Here is a 20,418-nt window from a genome sequence, read left to right as displayed (position 1 = left end):
CCCGCCCGGCAGCGGTGGGTCAGCTGGTGGCCGAGACGCGCAGCAGGTTGTGGTCGGAGACGGCCGTGTCGAGGGGGAGGGCGTCGGCGCTCGCCGCTCGGAAGTGGGGGGTGCTGAGGAAGAGGTAGTCGAGCTTCTTCGTGCCGAAGGTCGCCTCGCCCGACCGGCATGCGGACGTGGTGGCGGGTGGGCAGAGCGCGGGCTCGAAGTACTCCGGGTCGCCCTCGTCGGCCTCGGCGAAGGACCCGTGGGCGCCGTCTCCTCTCTCCGGTCGGTAGAAGCGCGACAGGGTGGCGGTGCGCGGCGAGTGGTTGAAGTCCCCGCCCAGGGCGACCGTGAATCCTTCGTCCAGCCACTGACGGGCCTGCGCCGCGAGCCGGTCCGCTTCCGGCACGGCGAGGGTGCCGTCGTCCCAGTAGAGGTGGACGGAGCAGGACCAGGTGGGCCGGTCGGCCAGGAGGGTCAGGGCGCAGGGCACCGTGATCGGCTCGCGTTCGCCTCCTGCAGTCAGGTCGAGTTCGGCGGTCCCCGAGACCGGGCCGCGTACCAGAACGGCGTTCCCGTAAGCGTGGCCCTCACAGATGGCCGGGTTCCCGGCCGGGAGGGTGGCGGAGTGGAACCCGGTGTAGCCGAGCGGGCCCAGCCGGTCGAGGAGGGCAAGGTACTGGTGCTCGCACACCTCCTGGAGGAAGAGCTGGTCGGCACCCCAGCCTCCGGGATCGGCCTCGGCGGCCACGGCGGCGATCCGGCGCGCAGGGTCGTACGGGGGAAGGCTGCACATGTTGCCGCAGATGTTGTAGCTGGTCAGCCGGACCGTCCCGGCAGCGGTGACGGCTTCGGTGGCAGGGGCCGCGGCAGCGGACGGTCCGGGCGGGACGAGGGCACAGAACGCGGCGGCGGTGACGGCGAGGACGGCCAGGGTGGCAGGGGTTCGGCGCACACCCGTGATGCTTCCCGCGCGCCGCGGCTGCCCAACACCGGCTGCCCGTAAGGCAGGAGGAAGCCGCCCGCAACGCCTGCGGAGAGGCTGGGTATCCGCGGACCGGGCGCTGCGCGCCGGTCCCGGTGAACTGTCCCCCCGTGACGTGACCCGTGGGTCCGGGGCCGTCGGGCGGGCCACATGCTCCCGGCACCGAGGTCCCGCCGCCGGCGTCCGCGTCCCTTCCGCCGCCGGGCGGTGGAAGTCGCCGGGCCACCGCGCGGAGACGTAGCTGCCGCCCTTGACGGCGAAGCCGCGTCCGGGCCGGGCGGCGGTGTCGCGGACCGGCAGCGGCGGCCGGCGGCTGGTGAGGAACGTCACCACGGGCGCGGCCCCGGCCGGCCGTCTCCGTTGCTAGATTTTCCGGCGGCCGGACCCAAGGCCCCGGACGAGATGCGCCGTACCCGGTTACGCACGACGACGCGCGAGGTGCTGCACGAGCAGCGCCGTCCGCTGTCCGCACCCGGGACAGCTTCCTCGTCGAGCAAGATGGGCCGAACGCCATGACCGTGCCACTCACCCGCAGCCTGTACCGGACGACCGCACATGCCGCCGGGGGCCGTACCGGATCCGTCCGCACGGACGACGGGCGCCTGGACGTCCGCCTCGCGCCGCCGCGCAAGAAGGTGCCCGGCACCACCAACCCCGAGCAGTTGTTCGCGGCCGGTTTCGCCGCCTGCTTCACCTCCGCACTCGCGGAGGTCGCCACCGGGTTCGGGGCGGACGCCTCCGCCGCGCGCGTGGCCTGCGAAGTGCAACTCGGGACGACGGACACGCCCGCGGGCTACGGCCTCGCGGTGGTCCTCACCGTCAGCCTGCCGGGGTGGCGGGCGGCGGACCTCCAGCCCCTGCTGCACCGGGCGGACGCGGTCTGCCCGTATTCGCAGGCAGTACGCGGCAACGTACCTCTGACGCTCGTGGCCGTGGACGACCCCGCCACCGATGACCGCGCCTGAGCCCGGGCCGGCGGGCCGCGGGCCGGTAGGACCCGGCGTCCCGGTCGGCCCCGGCATTCCGGTCGGCCCCGGCGTCCCGGTGCCCCCGCACGGCGCCTGGCTGCGGCGCGGCATCAGCCGCGACGGCGGGCCCCTTCTCGAGGACCGCGAAGTGGTGTGGCTGCAGGCCGGTCCGTACTACGCCGACAGCCGGGGCTTCGCCGGCGCGACCTCGTTCGACGGCTCCCAGGTGCACTTCCACCACCTCACGGGTGAGCCAGGCGAAGACGCCGGCACCTTCCGGTGGGAGGGTGCGAACCTGGTCGAGCGGGGCACCAACCCGGACGGCAGCACCTTCCTGGAGGTCTGGACCCCACTGGCCGGTGCCGACGGTGCCACCGGTTCCTGGTCCGGTCCGGACCACCACGTGGTGCGCGTCGGCCGGCACGTGGTGCACGTCGACTCCCGTTCGGGCACGTACTGGCGGCTGTGACGCGGCGTCCTCGGCCCCGGCCGGGGGAGTGGGTCGCGACGCGACCGGTCAGCCGGGTCGTCCGGGGCTACTCAGCAGGTCTTTGAGTATGTGCGCCCATGATCTGCGGGCCGGCCCTTCCCTACCGTGACCCGTATGGACATGGAGCCGACCCCCACCGACACCCCGACCGCCGCCAACTCGCGGTGGTTCAACGGCTGCGCGATAGCCTTCCTCGTCGTCTCCGCCCTGGTCGCTCTCGGGGCTTGGGCACTGGCCGAGTTCGAGAAGGGCCTCGACGGCTACGGACAGCTGGAACAGAGCGGGCCTTCCGGATCTGTGGCAGACCCCCTTCCCCCCGGCGCGACCGCCCGGTACGAGGACGGCCTGAAGGTAACCGTCAGCCGACCGCGCGCGGAGCCCGACGGCACCTACAGCCTCACGGTGACCTACGAGAACGACACTGACGAAGAGCTCCGCCCCGGCGGGGATTCGTTCGAGGCCAGCGTGTCGGCGAACGGCTCCGCCCCGCTCGTCGTCCGCGCGGGCAAGTCGCTCGACGACTACGCCTCCGGGTACAGCCTGTCCTGGCTGAACCGGCGGGAGTCCGCCGCCGCCCTCATGCCACCGCTGGGCACGGAGAAGAAGCGCACCGTTCCGCTCCGCATCAAGCCGAGCGCGAAGGGGATCCCGGTCACCGTGGAAGTCGACCCGCCGGACGCCGGGTTCCGGGAGACTGCGCACTTCCAGCTGACGCTGGACTGATCGGCTGGATGGGGCAGCGAACTCGGGGAGCCGTGTCCGAAGCCGGCGGGTTGCGGGGCCGGGTGCGGCGGATTCGCGGAGCGGCGTTACGGCGAGCCGCGCGGGCGGCCGGCTCCCGGTTCCCGGACCGGTCGCGCGACCGGGGCGGGGCGCGCGACCGGGGCGGGGCGCGCGACCTGGGCGGCCGTTGCCCGGGAAGCGGCCCCATCCGAGGAAGTCCGGGTCGGTGATCAACCGTTCGCGGGCTTCTGATGGCACTTCAGGCCATGAAGAAGATCACTCGCCGTGATGCCCTGGGCATCACCGTCGGCGCAGCCACCGCTTTCGGGCTGACCGACCCCATCTCGGCCGCCCGCGCGGCCATCCGCGATCTCCAGGGTGCAGCCCTCGTTCCGTTCGCTCCGAAGGGGGGACACTCTGTGACCGTCCGAAAGAATCAGGCCAAACTCACCGCCGAGGAGAAGCGCGCCTTCACCGACGCGGTGCTCGAACTGAAGCGGACGGGCGTGTACGACCGCTATGTCAACGCCCGCAACGCCGTCCTCATGGGTGATTCCGACTTCGGCGACCGGGTCGGCCACCGCGCCCCCTCGTTCCTCCCCTGGCACCGCCGCTTCCTGCTGGACTTCGAAGCGGCGTTGCAGAAGGTGGATCCGAAGGTGTCGCTCCCGTACTGGGACTGGACCGTCGACCGGACCCCCGGCTCCTCCCTCTGGGCCGCGGACTTCATGGGCGGCACGAGCCGCGCGGGACGGGCAGGTGCTCGACGGACCCTTCGCCTACGCGGCGGGCAAGTGGGCCATCACCGTGGGCGTGGACCAGCGCCAGTACCTTCGGCGCAGGCTCGGTACGGGAGTGCCCGAGCTGCCGACGAAGGCCGAGGTGAACGCAGTCCTGGCGATGCCCTAATACGACATGGCCCCCTGGAACAGCTCCTCCGGCGGCTTCCGCAACCACCTGGAGGGGTGGCGCGGGGCCAACCTGCACAACCGCGTCCACGTGTGGATCGGCGGCCACATGGCCTCCGCGGCATCTCCGAACGACCCGGTCTTCTGGATGCACCACGCGTTTCAGCGACATGCTCTGGGCCGAGTGGCAGGTCCGGCATCCGAAGTCCGGCTACCTGCCGGCCGCCCCGACGCCGAACGTGGTGGACCTGCACGGCGCCATGCGGCCGTGGAACAACGTGACGCCGGCCGACATGCTGGACCACCGCAAGTTCTACACCTTCGACACCGAAGGGGCCCCCGCCACCCGCTAGGCGGGGGTGGTCCATTCGACCAGCTGGATGACCACTCCGTTGGGGTCGGTCGTCTGGAAGAGGCGCTCACCCCAGGGTTCTTCGCGCAGGGGCATGGTGATGGGGGCGCCTTCGGCGCGCAGGCGCTCCTCCTCGGCTTCGAGGTCGGTGACCGTGAGGGCGAGGATCAGGCCGGTCGCCTGCCGGTCGCGCTGGTCGGCGGGGAGGATCTCGGTGCCGCGGCGGAGCAGGACGATGTCGACGGCCGCGTCCTCGCGGGTCAGCGAGGCGAATCCGTCGGCGGATGCGGCCAGTTGGTAGCCGAAGTGGGTCTGGAGGAACGCGCGGGAGGCGTCCACGTCCGCGACGGTCAGGGAGAGGGTGGAAGTGATGACGTTCACGGTGCTCCTGGTCTCAGTAAGTGCGGCGCGGGGCCTGGTGGCGGATGCGGACGAAGGGCCTGAGGGCCGGGGGCTTGGGACCGGAAGGCGTGGGGGCGGAAGGTTTCGGGCCGAGGTGCCCGCCGGGGGCGGCGGGCAGGTGGCTGGTCTGGCGGCGGCTGCCGAGGTTACGCAAGCGAACCCCTTATTAGGTCGGGAGTAATTTTGCCTCGGACGTAACTTTGGCAGCCCCGTGTGGATAGGTCAAGGTTATTTTTGCCACGGGTGTAAGATTTTTTCCATGGGTATCGAGATGGGGCTCCGCGAGTCCAAGAAGCAGGAGACCAGGCAGCTGATCTCCGACCACGCCACCCGGCTCTTCATCGAGCAGGGCTTCGAGCAGACGACCATCGCCGAGATCGCCGCCGCGGCCCGCGTCGCCAAGAAGACGGTCACCAACTACTTCCCGCGCAAAGAGGACCTGGCGCTCGACCACCACGAGGCGTTCACCCGTGGGCTGGCGCGGGCGGTCGCCGAGCGCGCCGAGGGCGAGTCCCCGCACGGCGCGCTGCGGCGGGAGTTCGGCGCCGCCCTGGCGGAGCGCAGCCCCGTCGCCGGGTTCGCGGGGCCCGAGTTCGCGCGCATGATAGCGCAGAGCCCCACGCTCACAGCCCGGCTGCGCGAGCTCCACGACCAGCGCGAGGAGGCCCTCGCCGCGGCCCTGGCCGACACCGCTCCCGAGGGCGGGCCGGACATCGCGGCCCGGGCGGCCGCCGCCCTCCTCGCGGCGGGCGACCGGCTGCTGTTCCGGCGCATCCAGGAGCTGACCCTCGCCGGACGCGGCAACGACGAGATCGCGGACTTGGTGGCCCCGGAGGCGGCTCACGTGTTCGAGCTGCTCACCACCGGTCTCGACGGGTGAGGGCGAAGGCCTCGCCCTCCCGGCGGACTTCCACCGCGCCCACCCCGCCGAAGTGCGCGGGGACCACCAGCTCGCGGGTGTCCGCGGCCCGTTCGAGGATCCGCCGCCGGGTGGCCACCGCCTGATCCGCGTCCATGCAGAAGCAGCTGTTGCAGGTGGGCCGCAGGATCTGTACGGGGCTGTGCAGGATGTCGCCGACGAAGACCGCCCGGTCGTCGCCTGATTCGAGGCGCAGGACGCTGGAGCCCGGGGTGTGGCCGGGAGCGGACTCCAGGGTGAGGTGCTCGTCGATGCGGTACGCGCCCTCCCAGAGCACGGCCTGCCCGGAGCGGTGGACGGGCGCGATGCTGTCCTCGTATATGAGCCGGTCGTCCTGGCGCAACTCCTTGCCGTACGCGTTGCCGGGTCCGAAGTGGAAGTCGTCGGCCGCCGGGATGAGGTACTGGGCGCCCGGGAACGTCGGCGTCCACTGCCCGTCGACGTCATGGGTGTTCCAGCCGACGTGGTCGCCGTGGACGTGGGTGTTGACGACGGTGTCGACGTCCTGCGGGCGGATTCCGGCCTGGGCCAGTCGTTCGAGGAAGTCCCCCTGCCAGTGGTGGAACCGCGGAGAGCCGGGGCGTTCGCGCCCGTTGCCCACTCCGGTGTCGACGAGGACCGTCCGTCCGGCGCTGCGCAGGACCCAGGTCTGCAGGGCCACCACCGCCAGGTCCTCCTCCGGTTGCCAGTGGTCCGGGGCCAGCCAGTCCGCGTTGTCCCTCCACACATCCGTCCCGGACTCCGGGACGAGGCCGCGGGCGGGGGCGAACGGGCCGGCCCATTCGACGATGCGGATGACCTCGATGTCTCCGAGCACGGTGCGCTGCACGTTCTCGCTCTCGTTCTCGCTCTCTCTGTTCATGGCTTCCACCCTAGGAAGAGCAGGTGAGGCTCTCAATGCCTGTTCGGCTCACCGGAATACGCAACCGTCTCGTCTAGTCTGGGCCGATGGACGTCGTGAGCGATGCGATCTCGGCCGTGCGGATCGGGCGGCCCTCCTCCGACCGGCTGCGCGTGGAAGGCCGCTGGTGCACGCGGCTCGCCCCTTACGACGGCGCCGGCTTCCACGTCGTACTGGAGGGAAGCTGCTGGCTGTTGCCCGACGGGGGCTCCCCTGTCGTGCTGGGCCCAGGTGACGCGGTGCTGCTGCCGCACGGGACGGGGCACGTCATGGCCGACGGCCCTTCGGACGCGGCGGCCGTGCAACGGGCCGTGCCCTTCGTGCGGTTGGCCGCCGGAGTGGCGAAGCGGCCGCCGGGGGACGGTTCGGGTGCGGTGGAGATGCTGTGCGGCAAGTACCGGCTCGACCGCAGCCGGGCGCACCCGCTGATGGCGGAACTGCCGCAGGTCGTGCACCTGCCGAACCGGACGGGCGCCCATCCCGAACTCCGCGCCGCCATCGGCCTGCTGGGCCGGGAGGTGGACGAGCGGCGGCCGGGCGCCTGCATCGCCGTACCCAGCCTGCTCGACCTCCTGCTCGTCTACATGGTCCGCTCGTGGATGGCCGAGGGCCGGACGGGGGCGTGGCCGGCCGTACTGGGCGATCCGGTAACGGCCGCCGCCCTGCGCGCGCTGCACTCGGACCCGGCGGCCCCGTGGACCAACCAGAGCCTGGCGGCCGAGGCCGGGGTGTCCCGGCCGACCCTGGCCCGGCGGTTCACCGCGCTGGTCGGCCGTCCACCGATGGCGTACCTCACCTGGTGGCGGTTGAACCTCGCCGCCACCTTGCTCCGGGACACCGGGGACCCGCTGTCGGCGGTGGCCCGCAAGGTCGGGTACGGCACCCCGTACGCGCTGTCGCACGCCTTCAGCCGCGAGTTCGGTATCACTCCGGGGCGGTACCGGGCGCGGGCGGCGGCCTAGGTGTGCATCTGCCGGGAGGGCGACGAGCCCGGCAGCTCGGCGCACAGATAATCGGTTGCCCGCCGACGACGGTGCTGGATGGAATGTCCGGCACGGGTACCAGGTACGCCCGCCACGGCGAGTTGGGGCGAACGCGTACTGCCGGGCCTCGCCTCTCTGCGATCCGGACACCCTGCAACCGAATCGCCCCACGGGAGACGCCAGCGCATGAATACGCCACCACCGCCACCAACGCCACCAGGAGCGGAGCGGACTGACGGATCATCCGTCCGGATCGGCGCTCTCGTTCCGCTCACTCGGCCCGGTTGGGTCGCGGCAGGCCGGCACCTGCTCGCTGGACTCGAACTGGCCGTACGCGAGGTCAATGACGCCGGCGGGATCGTCGGAAGACCGCTCGAGCTGGTGGTCCGGGACACTGCGGCCGATCCACGCAGGGCCGAGGCCGTCGTAGACGAATTGGCCCGCCTGGGCGTGGCCGCCTTGGCGGGGGAGTACCACAGCGTCGTCGCTCGCGCCGCTGCCGCCAGGGCCGACGCCCTCGGCCTGCCGTTCCTCTGCTCGTCAGCGGTTCTCGACGCGCTCACCGATCAGCCGACGGACTGGGTCGCGCGCCTCGCCCCGGCCCAGTCCCACGGCTGGCGGATCTACGCAGACTTCCTCCTCGGCGCCGGCCACGTCCGAATCGCCGTGGCGGCCGAGTCGAGTGTCTACTGGGCATCCGGGGCCCGCATTCTGCGCGACTACCTCGCTCCACGTGGCGGCACCGTCATCGAGCTCGACATGCGCGGGCTGTCCCCCACGGCGGTGTGCGACGAACTCGTCGCCCATGGTGCGACGGCCGTCCTCCTTCTGGTCGGCCATCCGGAGCCGGCAGTGTCGATCGTCAAGTCCATCCGCCGCGACCAGCGCCTCGCCGAGGTCATGATCGGTGCTCCCGCCGGACAACCGGAGTCCGCCGAATGGGCGACGTTGCTGGGCGACGACGGCGCAGCGATCCCGTTCTTGCGCTACCTGCCCGAGCGCCTCAGTCCACTCGGTGCACGAGTCGAGACGGCCCTGCGCGAGCGGCTGGCCGAAGCGCCCTCCTTCGTCGCCTTCGAGGGCTACGACACGGTCGCCGTACTCGCCGATGTGCTGCGTTCCCACGGCGCGGACCGGGCCCGTATCGCAGCATGCTGGCCGCGAGTAGCGGTCGAGGGCACCCGCGGGCGGATCCGGTTCTCCCGCCCGCCAGGCATCAGCGTGTGGCAATGGGCCTGGGCGCCAGTCGAAGTCGTTGATCGAGATCCGTCCCGACCCGATCGCTTTCGGACCCTTCACACCGGCTGAAGGAGCACGGCCTTTTGACTGCCCAGATCAGTCCGAACACTCAGGAGGGCCAGATCACCAAGCCATCCTGAACCACCAGCGGCTTGGGCTCGCGCTCTTCATGGAAACGGGTCCATCCCAGGTGGACAGTGCCGTCGTGACCCCGGTGCCCCCCGGCGGCCTTGCCCGCGAGCCAGCTGAGGAGTTTGCCGGTGCGCTCGAAATCGTCGGGGTGGACTTCCTGCCGACTGGTCAAGCCCCAGGCGCCGGGCGAGGTTTCCCCCCGGCGCAGCAGGGACGAGACGAGTACGCCGCCGATCTTGAAGGCCTCGCCGTGCTGGCCCAGGAGGGACTCCGGATGGTCCTCGATGACCGGCACTCCACGGTCATCCTCGACCGCGAACGGGAACTCGGTCACGATCCGGAGGAACCGCGGCTGGGGGCTCAGCCCGAGATGCCACCGGAGCTCCGCGAGTTCCTCGTCCGACAACTCGTCGTGCAGGTCCAGCGCAAGCATGAGCTCGTACATGTCAGCCATAGCCGCACGTTAGCCCTCATGTGTGACACCCGTGCTCACCGCACTGCGGGCACGCGGCGTTCGTGAGGTGCGGAAAGCCACCCTTCCGCAGTGCCGGAGGTGGAGGGCCCGGGGTTGGGGGGGTCAAGTGGTACGGGCCGGGAAGGTGAAGGTGTAGCCCTGGGCCGAGAGCCATGGCAGGTAACGGGCCAGCGCGGCGACGGTCTGCGAGCGATCGCCGCCTCCGTCGTGGAACAGCACGGTCGGCTGGGCGGGCAGCCCCTTCGTGACGGCCGAGAGTATGGAGGGCAGGCCGGGCTTGCTCCAGTCCTTGGGGTCGACGCTCCAGCCGAGGGGCCGCATCCCGCTCGCGGCCGCGATCTCGCGGCTCGCGGGGGTGAAGGCACCGCCCGGTGCCCGGTAGTAGTCGACGGGAACGCCGGGGGCCGCCTTCTCGATCATCTTCTTGGCCGCGAGGATCTGCCGGCTCTGGTAAGCGACGGGCTTCTGATCCATCGTGACGTCGTGGTCCACGGAGTGGTCGCACAGCCGGTGTCCCGCGGCGGCGACCTTCCGGACCAGCTCCGGGTGAGCCTGCGCCTCGGTGCCGATCATGCAGAAGGTGGCCTTGACCTTGTTTCGCCGCAGTACTTCCAGCACCTGCGGGGTCCAGCGGGGGTCGGGGCCGTCGTCGATCGTGATGGCGATGTCGTGGCCGGCTCCCTGGGCGAGGCGGGATATCCCCACCGGCACCTTCTTGATCGCCGCCTCCGGCGCCTGAGGCCGCGCCTGTACGGATCCGGATCCGGATCCGGAGCGGGAAGCGGCCGGCGGCTGCCCCCCGGTGCCTCCGGTCGCGGCGAGCGCCGGTGTGCCGGCTGCGGCCAGCAGGCCCAGGACGGCTGCCGTCACGGTGAAGCGCGCCCGACGACGGCCTCCGGAGGTGGTGGTGCTCATGGATGCGTTCTTCCCTTGCCCTCGCCCTTCGGACTCTCGTGCTCGTCCAGGCTAGGCGGCCGACGGTTTGTCCCCCTCGGTCGGAAGCCCTTATTTCGCCATTTAGGCTGTGATGGTGGTCACTTCGATGGGAGACTGAACGGCAGGGCGGGCCTTGGGTGTCGTCTCATTCGGTGAGTCGGCGGTGGCAGTTGACGGCTGTGGACTGTGGGCTGTGCCGGCGACGGCCGGGAGGCGTTCGGTGTCGCGCTCGTCTTCGTCCTCGCGGGCGACCGCCGCGGCGGCAGGAATGCCTTCGAGGGCCCGGCGCGGGATTGCGTCTTGGGAGTCGACGCGTCGACCCTGCGCTGCCGCAAGGGGTTCGCGGTCAAGGAGGCCGCAAGGGTGGCGGCCTTCGAGGCGCCCTTTCCTTCGAATCCTGCCTGACTCGGGCCTCCGCAGAGCCTCTCGATGGGTACCGCCGATGACGCTCGGTGAGATCCGGGCCCTTCGACGGTGAGCCGCCCCATAGGGCCCACGTCACATTCGAAAAGGGGTAGTAGCCCTTTTCGGTGGCACTTCACCCCCCTCTGCAGCCCCTCCACCTGCACCGATATCGGTGAGCGGGGAGGGGGGCCGCGGCATCCCGGCTGCGAGGTCCGCTAGTAGGCGGGCTCGTTGCCAGGTCCCCGGGGGCTCTGTAGAACTGGATGAGTCGCAGGGCGGCAGGGGTGCTTCGGTACTTCACCCTCCCGCCGGCGGACCCCTCTCCTTCGCGTGAGTGGCTCACGCATGTCTCCGGCATGCCTGCGACCGCCCTTGTTCCCTTCGGAAGGTTTATCCGTGTCCAACGCCGTCATCCGCCGCATCGCCGCTTCCAGGAAGACCCTCGCGGGTTCCGTCGTCGCCCTGGGTGTCGCCGGTTCCATGCTGGCCGCGGTTCCCGCGCAGGCCGCCCCGACGAGTGCCAAGGCGATCGCCCAGCAGATGATCAAGGACCCGGCCCAGTTCGCCGCCTTCGACAAGATCGTCTCGCACGAGAGCGGCTGGAACCCCACCGCCACGAACGCTTCCTCCGGTGCGTACGGCCTGGTCCAGGCTCTGCCGGCGTCGAAGATGGCCTCCGCGGGCTCGGACTGGAAGACCAACCCGGCCACCCAGATCAAGTGGGGCCTGGACTACATGAACGAGCGCTACGGCAGCCCGGTCGGCGCCTGGAACTTCTGGCAGGCCAACCACTGGTACTAAGCCACCAGCGGACAGCAGACAGCAGACACACGAAGACGCCCGGCCGGGATGGTTCCCGGCCGGGCGTCCTTGCGTTGGTCGCCCCGGTCCCGGCAACGGTGGGCACCGGCGGCCAGGCCTTGCGCACCCGGCCTTGTACACCTTTTCCGACGACCCCGCGGACCGCCGGGTCGTGCGCGTGGCGACCGCCCGCTCGGGCGCCGTTGTCCTCGACCGCCGACTCTTCGACGTGGTCGACGGGCCTTCGACGCCGGGCTGGTCGATGTGCTGACGCTGCACTTCGCGCCCATCGTGCTGGACGCCGGGACACCCGCTGTTCACCGGCGGAGTGCCGCGCACGCTGGTGCAGTGGAGCGTGCCCCCGACGTCGACTGCGACGCGCCCGACCCACGACGTCCTCTGACGGCGTTGTCGCGCAACTCCCGGCGAGCAGTCAGAAGCGGTTCCCTCGGCGGCCTTCAGTCGGGCTGCTCGGCCAGCCCGACGATGATGCCCTCGGGCCCGCGGACGTAGCAGAGCCGATAGCTGTCCCCGTACTGCGCCAACTCCCCGACGAGTTCCGCGCCGTGGGTGCGCAGGCGGGCTACGACGTCCTCGATGTCGTCGACCGCGAACATGATGCGACGAATGCCCAGCGTGTTCGCCGGTGTGTCTTTCGGTCCGGCGCTGATCGCCTTCGGCGTGTGGAACATCGCCAGCTCGATCCGGCCGTGACCGTCCGGGGTCCGCAGAGGGCGTTGTCCATCCGCTGGATCGGCATGCTGTCTCCTTGGTGTGGTCCGGCCCCGGTGGCCGGACCACACCCCTGAGACGGTGCCGCCGCGCCGTGACACCTGCCGGTGACGTACCGCCGGAGACGGTGATGGTGATGGTGACGGTGAGGGACGGTGTCGTACAGATGTCCGGGAGGGTGGCGCGCGGCCGCACAGCCGCACAGTGGGCCCGGGACCCGTCGCGGCTTGGTTCAGACCGCCGACTGGCCGTCGACGGGGATGTTCAGCTGCGCGGCCAGGGCGGTGAGGGTCGTCCCCAGGGGGAGCGCGACCCGGGTGGCGGCATGCCGGTCGCCCCGGGTCGGGTCCCGGTTGACGATCAACACGGGCTTCCGGGCCTGGGCTGCCTGGCGGACGAACCGGAGCCCGGACATCACTGTCAGTGAGGAGCCCAGGACCAGCAGCGAGGTCGCCTGACCGACCAGTTCGCGGCATTGCCCGACCCGCCGCGGCGGCACGGCCTCGCCGAAGAACACCACATCGGGCTTGAGGACGCCGCCGCACCCCGAGCAGGGCACCACGCGGAAGTCGCCGACCTGTTCGTCGGTGAGGTCGGCGTCACCGTCCGGGTTCAGTCCGGCGGCCACCGGCTCGAAGCCCGCATTGGCCTCCTCCAGCCGCCGGGCGAGGTCACGGCGCGAGCCGGAGGCGCCGCAGGAGAGGCAGACGACCCGGTCCAGGCTTCCGTGAAGCTCCACCACGTCCTCACTGCCGGCGGCCTGGTGCAGGCCGTCGACGTTCTGGGTGATCACACCCGAGAGCAAACCGTGCCGCCCGAACCCTGCCACGGCCCGGTGCCCGGCGTTGGGCCTGGCGCGGCCGAACGTGCGCCAGCCGAGGTGACTGCGCGCCCAGTACCGGCGCCGGGCCCGAGCACTGGCGGTGAATTCCTGATAGGTCATCGGGGTATGCCGACTCAGGCTCCCGCCCTCACCCCGGTAGTCGGGGATGCCCGACTCCGTGGATATGCCCGCCCCGCTGAGCACCAGCACACCGCCGGCCCTCAGCGCATCGGCGACCGGCTCCGGATCCGTGCTGCCGGGCCGCAGGTCATCGGTAGGCGTCCAGCTCAGAGTGGGGCGCATGCGCATACCGCCAGCGTACGGAACACACAGGACCCCGGCACAGGACCATGACCCCGCTCGGGGCGGCCGGGCGGGGCCGGGCCCGCACAGCGGCTTCATGTTCACCGCCCCGGTGCGTGCGCCGGGCGACAGCAGGTGCGGCGGATCACGAGCACGACCGCGGTCAGGCGCGACCCGCTGGGCCGGAGGCGTTGGGTCGCGAACCATCCGCCGGAAGGGGGTGTGCGCCGTCGGTCTGCAGCGGACGGTCGTAGCGGCCGGTTTGCAGCGGTCGGTCGAGGCGCGGCGTGAACCCGAGCCTGTTCCCGAATGGTTCCTCCGGCCGCGGTGGCAGCTGCTGAGGGCGCGTGCCGCGTCGGTACTGTTCCGCTGCTGGGGAGCACAGCCCGGCCGTGGGGCGTTGGACTGTCGAAGGGAGCGATTTCGTTGCACACACCGCACTACCCGAGTGATGAGGAGGGCCCGATGAGCGCGGCCGACGAGGGACGGCAATGGCCGGACGAGGCCAGTGTCGACAACGCGAGGACGACGCTGCTGCAGCTCCTCGCGCGGGCGGGGGTCCCTTCCGGTGACGCGCGGCAACTGGTCGGGCTCTTGGAGGTGGGAGCGCTGACTCTCGCACACGAGGAGCTGAGCGGCGGCAGCCGGCGCGCGCCGGGGGACAAGGGGGAGGCGTACGAGTCGGGCTGGCTCGACGGCGCCGGGCACCTCCTGGAGGAACTCAGCGTCATCGCCGAGCGGAGCCTGGTACGGGTCCTGGGGGCGGACGGACAGCCGGGCCAGGCCGGGGAGCGTCCTCGGGCCGGGCGTATGGAGGTGGAGCGGGCGCGGGTGGCGCTCACGCCTCTGTACCTGTCGTTCACCGCGGTATCGGAACTGGACCCGGAGGTGACCGACGAGGTGCTCGTCGCCATCCTCGGCACGATGAGCCCCCGGCAGCGGGCCGGGTACGCCGGGCGGCTGACCGAGTTCGCAGCGGCCCACCGCTCTCGGCTGGAGCGGCTGTTCGCGATGTTCGGACCGGGTAGCGCCATCACGGTTCACGGCCGCTATTCACTCCTCCACTCCGCCACGAGCCTCGCCGCGCTGGAGCGGCTCGTCGCCGCGCCGCAGGAACTGCGCCAGGAGTGGGACGCTGCGGAGCTGCCGCCCGCCTGGCTCGACGGGCTGACGACCGCCTGGGACGCCGCGGGCTGACCACAGTCCCCGAGCCTTGAGGCTTGCGAATGCGGCCCGTCGGGGTCGGCCGGGGCCTCGGACTCCGCTCCGAGGTCGCGGTGCCGTTCCTGCGCCGCCGACACCAGGAACTGCGGATCCCCCTCGCGGTGATCGCGCGGGTCCACGCCGAGGACCGCGCCGTCGCCGCAGAGTTGCCGGCCCCGGGGGGTGGGCCCGGCGCGTGCCGGAGCTGCGGGGCCTCATGACGGGCAGGCAGTGCTGTGTCCGGGGCGGCACGTCGGCGGGGGCGGTTCCGTGCGGAGTGCGGCTGGCGGGCCGCGCGGGAATCGGCCGGCGCCGCGTCGGCGCGTCCGTGTTGGCCGGTCGACGTCGGCCGGTCGACGAACTGGTCACGGCGTCCCGGGCACCTGACGTCGGCGAGTGGTTCGCCGGCCCGCGTTGCGACGAGTCCGGGCCCCGCTGTCGGTCTACCCTTCAGACCCTTCAGACGCTTCAGACCTTTCAAACCCATCGACCCGGAGGAGCGCCAGATGACCGATACGACGACTCTCGACCTCGGACCACAAGCCCGGATCGTGGCCCGTCTCGTGGCGGGCGTCCCGGACGCGATGCTCGGCGGCCGGACGCCCTGTCCCGAGTACACGGTCAGCGACCTGCTGGGTCACCTCGCAGGCCTCGCCGCCGCGTTCCGCGACGCCGCCCGCAAGGACCTGGGCTCCACGACGGACACCGCCCCCGGCTCAGCCAAGCCCTCCCTGCCCGCCGATTGGCGCGAGGAACTGCCCCGGGTACTCGGCGAACTGGCCGAAGCCTGGAAGGATCCGGCGGCCTGGACCGGCATGACCCGGGCGGGCGGTGTGGATCTGCCCGGCGAAATCGCGGTTGCCGTGGCCGTCGACGAACTCGTGATCCACGGCTGGGACCTGGCCCGGGCCACCGGCCAGGAGTACGCACCCGATCAGGCCGCCCTGCGCGCCTCGCACGCGTTCCTCCTGGCGGCTGCCGAGGACGAGAGCCGTGGCGGGGGCATCTTCGGAGCCATCGTGCCCGTACCGGACGACGCCCCGCTGTTGGACCGGGCAGTCGGGCTGAGCGGGCGCGATCCGGGGTGGGCGCTGCCGGCCATCCGGTGAACCGCGACGCATCGGGGCACAGCGAAGAGGCGGGTGGGAAGTTGCCGGGCAGGTTGGACCTCGCCGCGCCGCGAAGAGCACCCAGGGCGTGTGGACGCTGCCCGAGAAGCTCTGGCTGTGCCGCCGTCGGCTCCACTGGCCTCCCGCCCGTGGGCCTTCCCAGGCCGCCGCGGTTCTCGGCCTGTCCTGACCCGAGGCCTGTTGCCGAGCGGCGGGTGGGGCCGCGGCGGTAGTGCGCCATCCCCTCGGTCGCCGCCCTTGGCCGTCGCCGGGTGCGGGGCGGCCGTGAGGCCAGCGCGAGGGGCCGCTGACGGTGCTGGGGCGGGCGGCGCGTAATGGACCGCCTCCGATGCCCGATTTCCTTAGATTCGGACGTTTAGTCCGCTTTCTGCCGTGCCCTCGAAGGTGCACGGCCGGCCACGTTGCGTGAGATCGGGGGCTCGTGGCGGTGAGCCGTCCCATAGGGCCCACGTCACATACGAAATGGGATAGTAGCCCTTTTCAGGGGCATTTCACCCCTTCCGCAGCCCCTCCACCTGCACCGATACCGGTGAGCGGGGAGGGGGGCTGCGGTGCCCGGGCTGCGAGGTTCGCTAGTAGGCGGGCTCGTTGCCAGGGTCTGGTGGGGTCTGTAGAACTGGATGAGTCGCAGGGCGGCAGGGGTACTTCGGTACTTCACCCTCCCGCCGTCGAACCCCTCTCCTTCGCGTGAGTGGCTCACGCATGTCTTCGGCATGCCTGCGACCGCCCTTGTCCCCTTCGGAAGGCCCATCCGTGTCCAACGCCGTCATCCGCCGCATCGCCGCTTCCAGGAAGACCCTCGCGGGTTCCGTCGTCGCCCTGGGTGTCGCCGGTTCCATGCTGGCCGCGGTTCCCGCGCAGGCCGCCCCGACGAGCGCCAAGGCGATCGCCCAGCAGATGATCAAGGACCCGGCCCAGTTCGCCGCCTTTGACAAGATCGTCTCGCACGAGAGCGGCTGGAACCCCACCGCCACGAACGCTTCCTCCGGTGCGTACGGCCTGGTCCAGGCTCTGCCGGCGTCGAAGATGGCTTCCGCGGGCTCGGACTGGAAGACCAACCCGGCCACCCAGATCAAGTGGGGCCTGGACTACATGAACGAGCGCTACGGCAGCCCGGTCGGTGCCTGGAACTTCTGGCAGGCCAACCACTGGTACTAAGCCACCAGCGGACAGCAGACAGCAGACAGCAGACACACGAAGACGCCCGGCCGAGGACCATCCCGGCCGGGCGTCTTCGCGTAGCCGGCCACCGAGCCCACCGGAGCGTAGCCCGCCTTGGACGTGACCTCGGTCCGTCCCGAGCTCTTGGTGGTGGAGGCCGGCGACAGCATGTCCGTCACCGCTGCGAACCTCGGCGGCGCCCATCACCCGTTCGACCCGTTCGGCTCGCCACCCGTTCGGCCCGGTGCCGCCGCTTGCGACATCGGGCCGCCACGCCTGGGACGGTGCCGTGATCACGGCCTCGATCGAGCGGATCGGCGCACTTGAGGCGCAAGCGGCTGATCACCCAGCGTGAACGGCGCGCTTCGCCGCGACCCGATGCTCATTTTGCACCGATATGATTCATTCTGTGATCAGGCCAAGGCGGTCGGGGCTCCGTCACCCTCTCTATGGCGGCCGGTGGGACGCTGCCCTGCTGTCACCGGTGATCGTTACCGTCCTCATCACCGCTCTGGCGTTCTCCACGCCGAGGGAGTTCGCCTTCAGTCGCCTCCTGCCTGCCGCGCCTGCCCTCGCTGCCGCGATGTGGCCCGTGCTCCCCACGATCCTGCTGGGGACGTTCTGCCTGCTGGTCATGATCGGCCTGAGCTTCGCCTACGCCGACCTGGGGACGCCGTACACGGCGGCCGCGATCATCGCGGTCACCTTGGCTGCCGCGTACGCGAGCCATGTCCGACTCCAGCGGGAGGAGACGCTCATCCACGTCCGGCTCGTCGCCGACGCAGCCCAGAAAGTACTGCTGCGCCCACTGCCGCGCCGCATCGAGAACGTCGAGATCGAGTCGCTCTACCTGGCGGCCCAGGAGCAGGCCCGGATCGGTGGAGACTTCTACGAGGCGGTCGGCACGCCGTTCGGGGTCCGGCTGCTCATCGGCGACGTACGCGGCAAGGGTCTGTCCGCGGTAGGAGCGGCCTCAGCGGTGATCAGCAGTTTCAGGGAGGCCGTGTACGACGAGCCCGACCTGAAGGGCATCGTCCATCGCCTGGAAGCCAGCATCTCCCGCCACAGCGCTGCGATCCCCGCTCTGGACCTCCCAGAACGCTTTGCGACCGCTGTTGTCGCCGAGATCCCGCATGGCGGAGGCTGCGTCAGGATTCTCAACTGCGGGCACCCCCCGCCCTTGCTCGTGCGCCACGGCGAGATCCGCGTCGTGGACCCGACCACCCCGTCCCCGCCCCTCAACCTCGCATCGCTCATCGGAGACCACTACTGCGTCGACACCCTCTTCTTCGCTCCGGGCGACCAGCTGCTGCTTTACACGGACGGGGTCACGGAGACCAGGGATCGCGACGGCGACTTCTTCCCGCTGCCGGAGTGGATGCGTCAGCAAAGCCCGACGCCGCCCCGCGAGCTGCTCGACCGGCTTCACCGGGCCCTGGTTCACTACAGTGGCGGAAGGCTTGAGGATGACGTCGCGGTCCTTGCTGTGCGGTGCTCGAGCACTCAGGCCCAAGAGCAGCCCGTATAGGCGGCTGGAAGCAGTGGTTGGGACTTCGCAGGCCGGGACGCAGGCCCGGACGCAGGCCTGTGAGCAGGGTCGGCAGCGGTCCGTCGGACTTCGCGCTGGGCAGCCTGTCTCCTCGGCGGATGCCCGTAGGGGTGCGGCCTCGAACCCTTCGCCGGCGGCGTTCTTCCCTTCGGGGAGCGTCGACGGCCCGGCATGATGCTCCGGGGCTGGTGTGCCCTACTGGTCAGGGACCGGCCTGGCGACGGCTGCGTCAGGCCCGGCCGGCGCGATCGAAGCGAGGAAGTCGTCGAGCATGGAGGCCTGTACGTCCACGGGGAACCGGCCGGGGTCGAAGAGGGCCTGGACGACGAGTCCGTGGACGAAGGCGACCGCGGTGGCCGCGAGTCGCTCCGGATCGGCGGTCGCGGGCAGCTCCCCCAGGCTACGAGCGGCTTCGAAGTGCGGGCGGATCGTCGAGCGCAGTCGGGTGTAGCGGTCGGCCTGCTCCACGCCGAGCCCGTCGTCGGCGAGGGCGAGGTCCCAGGAGCTGACCCAGATGCGGTTGCGGGCGGTGTCGTCCGCGGTCAGCGGCAGGATGTCCAGCAACATGACCCGTACGGTGCCGAGGCCTTCGGCGGGTCGTTCGCGTCGGGGACGTTCCGCGGTGCGCTTCTCCAGCAGGTCCAGGGCGTGCGCGACCAAGGCCCGCTTGGTCGGGAAGTAGTGCATGAGCATCCCCGTCGAGACGCCCATCGCCGAGGCCACGGCGCGCAGTGTCAGCCCGCCGAATCCCTTGTCGGCGAGGACGTGCCAGACGGCCTGGGAGACGTCCTGGCGGCGGGCTTCACGATCTCCTGGTGCGGGTGGCATGCTGCTACCTTACCTACCGAACGCTCGCTACGTACCAGTGGGATGAGGGATCCGTGTTCGAATTGCCGCTCGGTGACCATGCTCAGCTCCGCCCCCTGGAGCCCTGGCACGCGCAGGAGTTCCTCGACCACATGGACCGCGCCCGGCCGTATGTGGACCCCTGGATACCTTGGGCGACGTTCAGCACCGACCTCGCCTCCGCCACGGCGACCCTCCAGCGTTATGCGGACGAGCAGGCCAAAGACGCCCGCCGGATCTGCGGGATCTGGCTGGACGGCACACTGGTCGGCGGTGTCATGTTCACCAACTTCGACGCCACCACCGGGGTCTGCGAGATCGGCTGCTGGCTGGAAGCGGGTGCCGCAGGCCGCGGGCTGGCGACCCGGGCTTGCCGCGTGTTGATCGACTGGGCTTTCGGGCAACGCGGGATGAGCCGCGTCGAATGGTGGGTCGCGGCGGGCAACCACCGCAGCATCGAAGCCGCGCGCCGACTCGGGATGACACGCGACGGTGTGCTGCGGCAGCGTCATCCCTACCGGGGCGTGCGGCACGACAAGGAGATCTGGTCCGTCCTCGCCGAAGAGTGGTCCGGCGTCTCACCCGTCGGCCGGGTACCCGCGCCCGACGTCAAGGCCCAGCTCGACCGGTTGATGAGCGTCTTCCTGGGGGCGTTCACCAACACCGGAGGCAGCCGGCCGAACGTCGCCGTCGTCCGTGAGGTGTTCATTCCGCAAGGAACGATTGTCAGCAACGTCGGGGACGATCCCGTGATCTACGACCTCGACGGGTTCATCGAACCCCGGCAGAAGATCCTCACCGATGGGACGCTGACGGAATTCTCCGAATGGGAAGTGGCCGAGCGGACCGAAATCCTCGGCTCGATCGCGCACCGGTTCAGCGAATACCGCAAGTCGGGCTTCCTCAACGGTGACTGGTTCGAGGGCTCAGGCAGCAAGACCACCCAGTTCGTCCGGACGTCCGCAGGCTGGAGGATGAGCTCGATGGCCTGGGTGGACGTGTAGGGCGCCGCGTGACGCCGGCGGCGACGAGTGCGGCCAAGCTACGGCGAACCGGCCCGGACGAGC

At 71.0% G+C, this 20,418-nt stretch carries 22 protein-coding genes, 2 pseudogenes and 1 riboswitch; of the genes and pseudogenes, 14 read left to right on the top strand and 10 right to left on the bottom strand.

Translation table 11 applies throughout. The features are described from left to right. Window positions 1-19: 19 nt before the first annotated feature. Complete coding sequence (locus ACFCZ1_RS04575) at window positions 20-940, bottom strand: endonuclease/exonuclease/phosphatase family protein (RefSeq protein ID WP_376676873.1); 921 nt, start codon at window positions 938-940, stop codon at window positions 20-22. Between the two features lie 409 nt (window positions 941-1,349). Further along, window positions 1,350-1,406: riboswitch (guanidine-III (ykkC-III) riboswitch) on the top strand. A 76-nt stretch (window positions 1,407-1,482) separates the two neighbouring features. Between ACFCZ1_RS04575 and ACFCZ1_RS04570 the strand changes: the two genes are divergently transcribed. From ACFCZ1_RS04570 to ACFCZ1_RS04560, 3 genes are all read left to right on the top strand, one after another. Beyond that, entirely contained in the window at window positions 1,483-1,935 is a 453-nt protein-coding gene (locus tag ACFCZ1_RS04570) for an Ohr family peroxiredoxin (RefSeq protein WP_376676872.1), read from the top strand. Further along, complete coding sequence (locus tag ACFCZ1_RS04565) at window positions 1,922-2,407, top strand: hypothetical protein (protein ID WP_376676871.1); 486 nt, start codon at window positions 1,922-1,924, stop codon at window positions 2,405-2,407. The genes ACFCZ1_RS04570 and ACFCZ1_RS04565 overlap by 14 nt, the downstream gene beginning before the upstream one ends. A gap of 135 nt (window positions 2,408-2,542) precedes the next feature. After that, window positions 2,543-3,151 carry a hypothetical protein gene (locus ACFCZ1_RS04560; RefSeq protein ID WP_376676870.1) on the top strand — a complete coding sequence of 203 codons (609 nt, stop codon included), beginning with the start codon at window positions 2,543-2,545 and terminating at the stop codon, window positions 3,149-3,151. 230 nt (window positions 3,152-3,381) lie between these two features. Here ACFCZ1_RS04560 and ACFCZ1_RS04555 read toward each other — a convergent pair whose 3' ends face one another. Continuing rightward, window positions 3,382-3,732 (bottom strand): hypothetical protein, encoded by a 351-nt coding sequence (locus tag ACFCZ1_RS04555; protein ID WP_376677112.1) that lies wholly within the window; start codon window positions 3,730-3,732, stop codon window positions 3,382-3,384. Between ACFCZ1_RS04555 and ACFCZ1_RS04550 the strand changes: the two are divergent. Next, a pseudogene (locus ACFCZ1_RS04550) lies at window positions 3,634-4,412 on the top strand (tyrosinase family protein). The gene ACFCZ1_RS04555 and the pseudogene ACFCZ1_RS04550 overlap by 99 nt on opposite strands. On the opposite strand, the gene ACFCZ1_RS04545 reads toward ACFCZ1_RS04550, so the two are convergent. Continuing rightward, the gene (locus ACFCZ1_RS04545; protein ID WP_376676869.1) at window positions 4,409-4,792 is read right to left on the bottom strand and encodes a VOC family protein; all 384 of its coding nucleotides are present in this window, start codon (window positions 4,790-4,792) and stop codon (window positions 4,409-4,411) included. The pseudogene ACFCZ1_RS04550 and the gene ACFCZ1_RS04545 overlap by 4 nt on opposite strands. 292 nt (window positions 4,793-5,084) lie before the next feature. Here ACFCZ1_RS04545 and ACFCZ1_RS04540 point away from each other — a divergent pair, with 292 nt between their 5' ends. Then, window positions 5,085-5,693 carry a TetR/AcrR family transcriptional regulator gene (locus tag ACFCZ1_RS04540; protein WP_376677100.1) on the top strand — a complete coding sequence of 203 codons (609 nt, stop codon included), beginning with the start codon at window positions 5,085-5,087 and terminating at the stop codon, window positions 5,691-5,693. Here the strand turns inward: ACFCZ1_RS04540 and ACFCZ1_RS04535 are convergent. Further along, window positions 5,671-6,594: an MBL fold metallo-hydrolase gene (locus ACFCZ1_RS04535; RefSeq protein WP_376676868.1), complete on the bottom strand. Its 924-nt coding sequence runs from the start codon at window positions 6,592-6,594 to the stop codon at window positions 5,671-5,673. The two genes, ACFCZ1_RS04540 and ACFCZ1_RS04535, sit on opposite strands and share 23 nt — an antisense overlap. Before the next feature lie 86 nt (window positions 6,595-6,680). On the opposite strand from ACFCZ1_RS04535, the gene ACFCZ1_RS04530 reads away from it, so the two are divergent. Then, window positions 6,681-7,595, top strand: coding sequence for an AraC family transcriptional regulator (locus ACFCZ1_RS04530; RefSeq protein WP_376676867.1), 915 nt, complete (start codon window positions 6,681-6,683; stop codon window positions 7,593-7,595). A gap of 207 nt (window positions 7,596-7,802) precedes the next feature. Beyond that, window positions 7,803-8,924 (top strand): ABC transporter substrate-binding protein, encoded by a 1,122-nt coding sequence (locus ACFCZ1_RS04525; RefSeq protein WP_376676866.1) that lies wholly within the window; start codon window positions 7,803-7,805, stop codon window positions 8,922-8,924. A gap of 40 nt (window positions 8,925-8,964) precedes the next feature. Here ACFCZ1_RS04525 and ACFCZ1_RS04520 read toward each other — a convergent pair whose 3' ends face one another. Both ACFCZ1_RS04520 and ACFCZ1_RS04515 read right to left on the bottom strand, forming a co-directional pair. Then, the gene (locus ACFCZ1_RS04520) at window positions 8,965-9,432 is read right to left on the bottom strand and encodes a hypothetical protein (protein ID WP_376676865.1); all 468 of its coding nucleotides are present in this window, start codon (window positions 9,430-9,432) and stop codon (window positions 8,965-8,967) included. 132 nt (window positions 9,433-9,564) lie between these two features. After that, window positions 9,565-10,377, bottom strand: a complete 813-nt coding sequence (locus ACFCZ1_RS04515) for a polysaccharide deacetylase family protein (protein WP_376676864.1) — start codon at window positions 10,375-10,377, stop codon at window positions 9,565-9,567. A gap of 822 nt (window positions 10,378-11,199) precedes the next feature. Between ACFCZ1_RS04515 and ACFCZ1_RS04510 the strand changes: the two genes are divergently transcribed. Both ACFCZ1_RS04510 and ACFCZ1_RS04505 read left to right on the top strand, forming a co-directional pair. Further along, window positions 11,200-11,604, top strand: coding sequence for a transglycosylase SLT domain-containing protein (locus ACFCZ1_RS04510; RefSeq protein WP_376676863.1), 405 nt, complete (start codon window positions 11,200-11,202; stop codon window positions 11,602-11,604). Between the two features lie 82 nt (window positions 11,605-11,686). Further along, window positions 11,687-12,007 (top strand): annotated as a pseudogene (locus tag ACFCZ1_RS04505) (dihydrofolate reductase); the annotation flags it as partial. A 55-nt stretch (window positions 12,008-12,062) separates the two neighbouring features. On the opposite strand, the gene ACFCZ1_RS04500 reads toward ACFCZ1_RS04505, so the two are convergent. Beyond that, window positions 12,063-12,407 (bottom strand): VOC family protein, encoded by a 345-nt coding sequence (locus ACFCZ1_RS04500; RefSeq protein ID WP_376676862.1) that lies wholly within the window; start codon window positions 12,405-12,407, stop codon window positions 12,063-12,065. Between the two features lie 161 nt (window positions 12,408-12,568). Then, window positions 12,569-13,468 (bottom strand): NAD-dependent protein deacetylase, encoded by a 900-nt coding sequence (locus ACFCZ1_RS04495; RefSeq protein ID WP_376676861.1) that lies wholly within the window; start codon window positions 13,466-13,468, stop codon window positions 12,569-12,571. Between the two features lie 459 nt (window positions 13,469-13,927). Between ACFCZ1_RS04495 and ACFCZ1_RS04490 the strand changes: the two genes are divergently transcribed. The 3 genes from ACFCZ1_RS04490 (at window position 13,928) to ACFCZ1_RS04480 (ending at window position 16,953) form a co-directional block, all read left to right on the top strand. Beyond that, entirely contained in the window at window positions 13,928-14,659 is a 732-nt protein-coding gene (locus tag ACFCZ1_RS04490; protein WP_376676860.1) for a hypothetical protein, read from the top strand. 512 nt (window positions 14,660-15,171) lie between these two features. Then, entirely contained in the window at window positions 15,172-15,774 is a 603-nt protein-coding gene (locus ACFCZ1_RS04485; RefSeq protein WP_376676859.1) for a TIGR03086 family metal-binding protein, read from the top strand. Window positions 15,775-16,497: 723 nt separating this feature from the next. Then, window positions 16,498-16,953: a transglycosylase SLT domain-containing protein gene (locus ACFCZ1_RS04480; protein WP_376676858.1), complete on the top strand. Its 456-nt coding sequence runs from the start codon at window positions 16,498-16,500 to the stop codon at window positions 16,951-16,953. On the opposite strand, the gene ACFCZ1_RS04475 is transcribed toward ACFCZ1_RS04480, so the two are convergent. Next, entirely contained in the window at window positions 16,950-17,135 is a 186-nt protein-coding gene (locus ACFCZ1_RS04475; protein ID WP_376676857.1) for a hypothetical protein, read from the bottom strand. The two genes, ACFCZ1_RS04480 and ACFCZ1_RS04475, sit on opposite strands and share 4 nt — an antisense overlap. Window positions 17,136-17,440: 305 nt before the next feature. Between ACFCZ1_RS04475 and ACFCZ1_RS04470 the strand changes: the two genes are divergently transcribed. Next, the gene (locus tag ACFCZ1_RS04470; protein WP_376676856.1) at window positions 17,441-18,484 is read left to right on the top strand and encodes a PP2C family protein-serine/threonine phosphatase; all 1,044 of its coding nucleotides are present in this window, start codon (window positions 17,441-17,443) and stop codon (window positions 18,482-18,484) included. Window positions 18,485-18,700: 216 nt separating this feature from the next. Here the strand turns inward: ACFCZ1_RS04470 and ACFCZ1_RS04465 are convergent, their stop codons facing one another. Continuing rightward, entirely contained in the window at window positions 18,701-19,333 is a 633-nt protein-coding gene (locus ACFCZ1_RS04465; RefSeq protein ID WP_376676855.1) for a TetR/AcrR family transcriptional regulator, read from the bottom strand. A gap of 53 nt (window positions 19,334-19,386) precedes the next feature. Here ACFCZ1_RS04465 and ACFCZ1_RS04460 point away from each other — a divergent pair, with 53 nt between their 5' ends. After that, window positions 19,387-20,355 (top strand): GNAT family N-acetyltransferase, encoded by a 969-nt coding sequence (locus ACFCZ1_RS04460; RefSeq protein WP_376676854.1) that lies wholly within the window; start codon window positions 19,387-19,389, stop codon window positions 20,353-20,355. Window positions 20,356-20,418 lie beyond the last annotated feature (63 nt).

Origin of the sequence: Streptomyces sp. NPDC056224 (assembly GCF_042267665.1) — a bacterium.
GTDB lineage: Bacteria > Actinomycetota > Actinomycetes > Streptomycetales > Streptomycetaceae > Streptomyces.
This window is presented reverse-complemented; position numbering and strand designations above follow the sequence as displayed.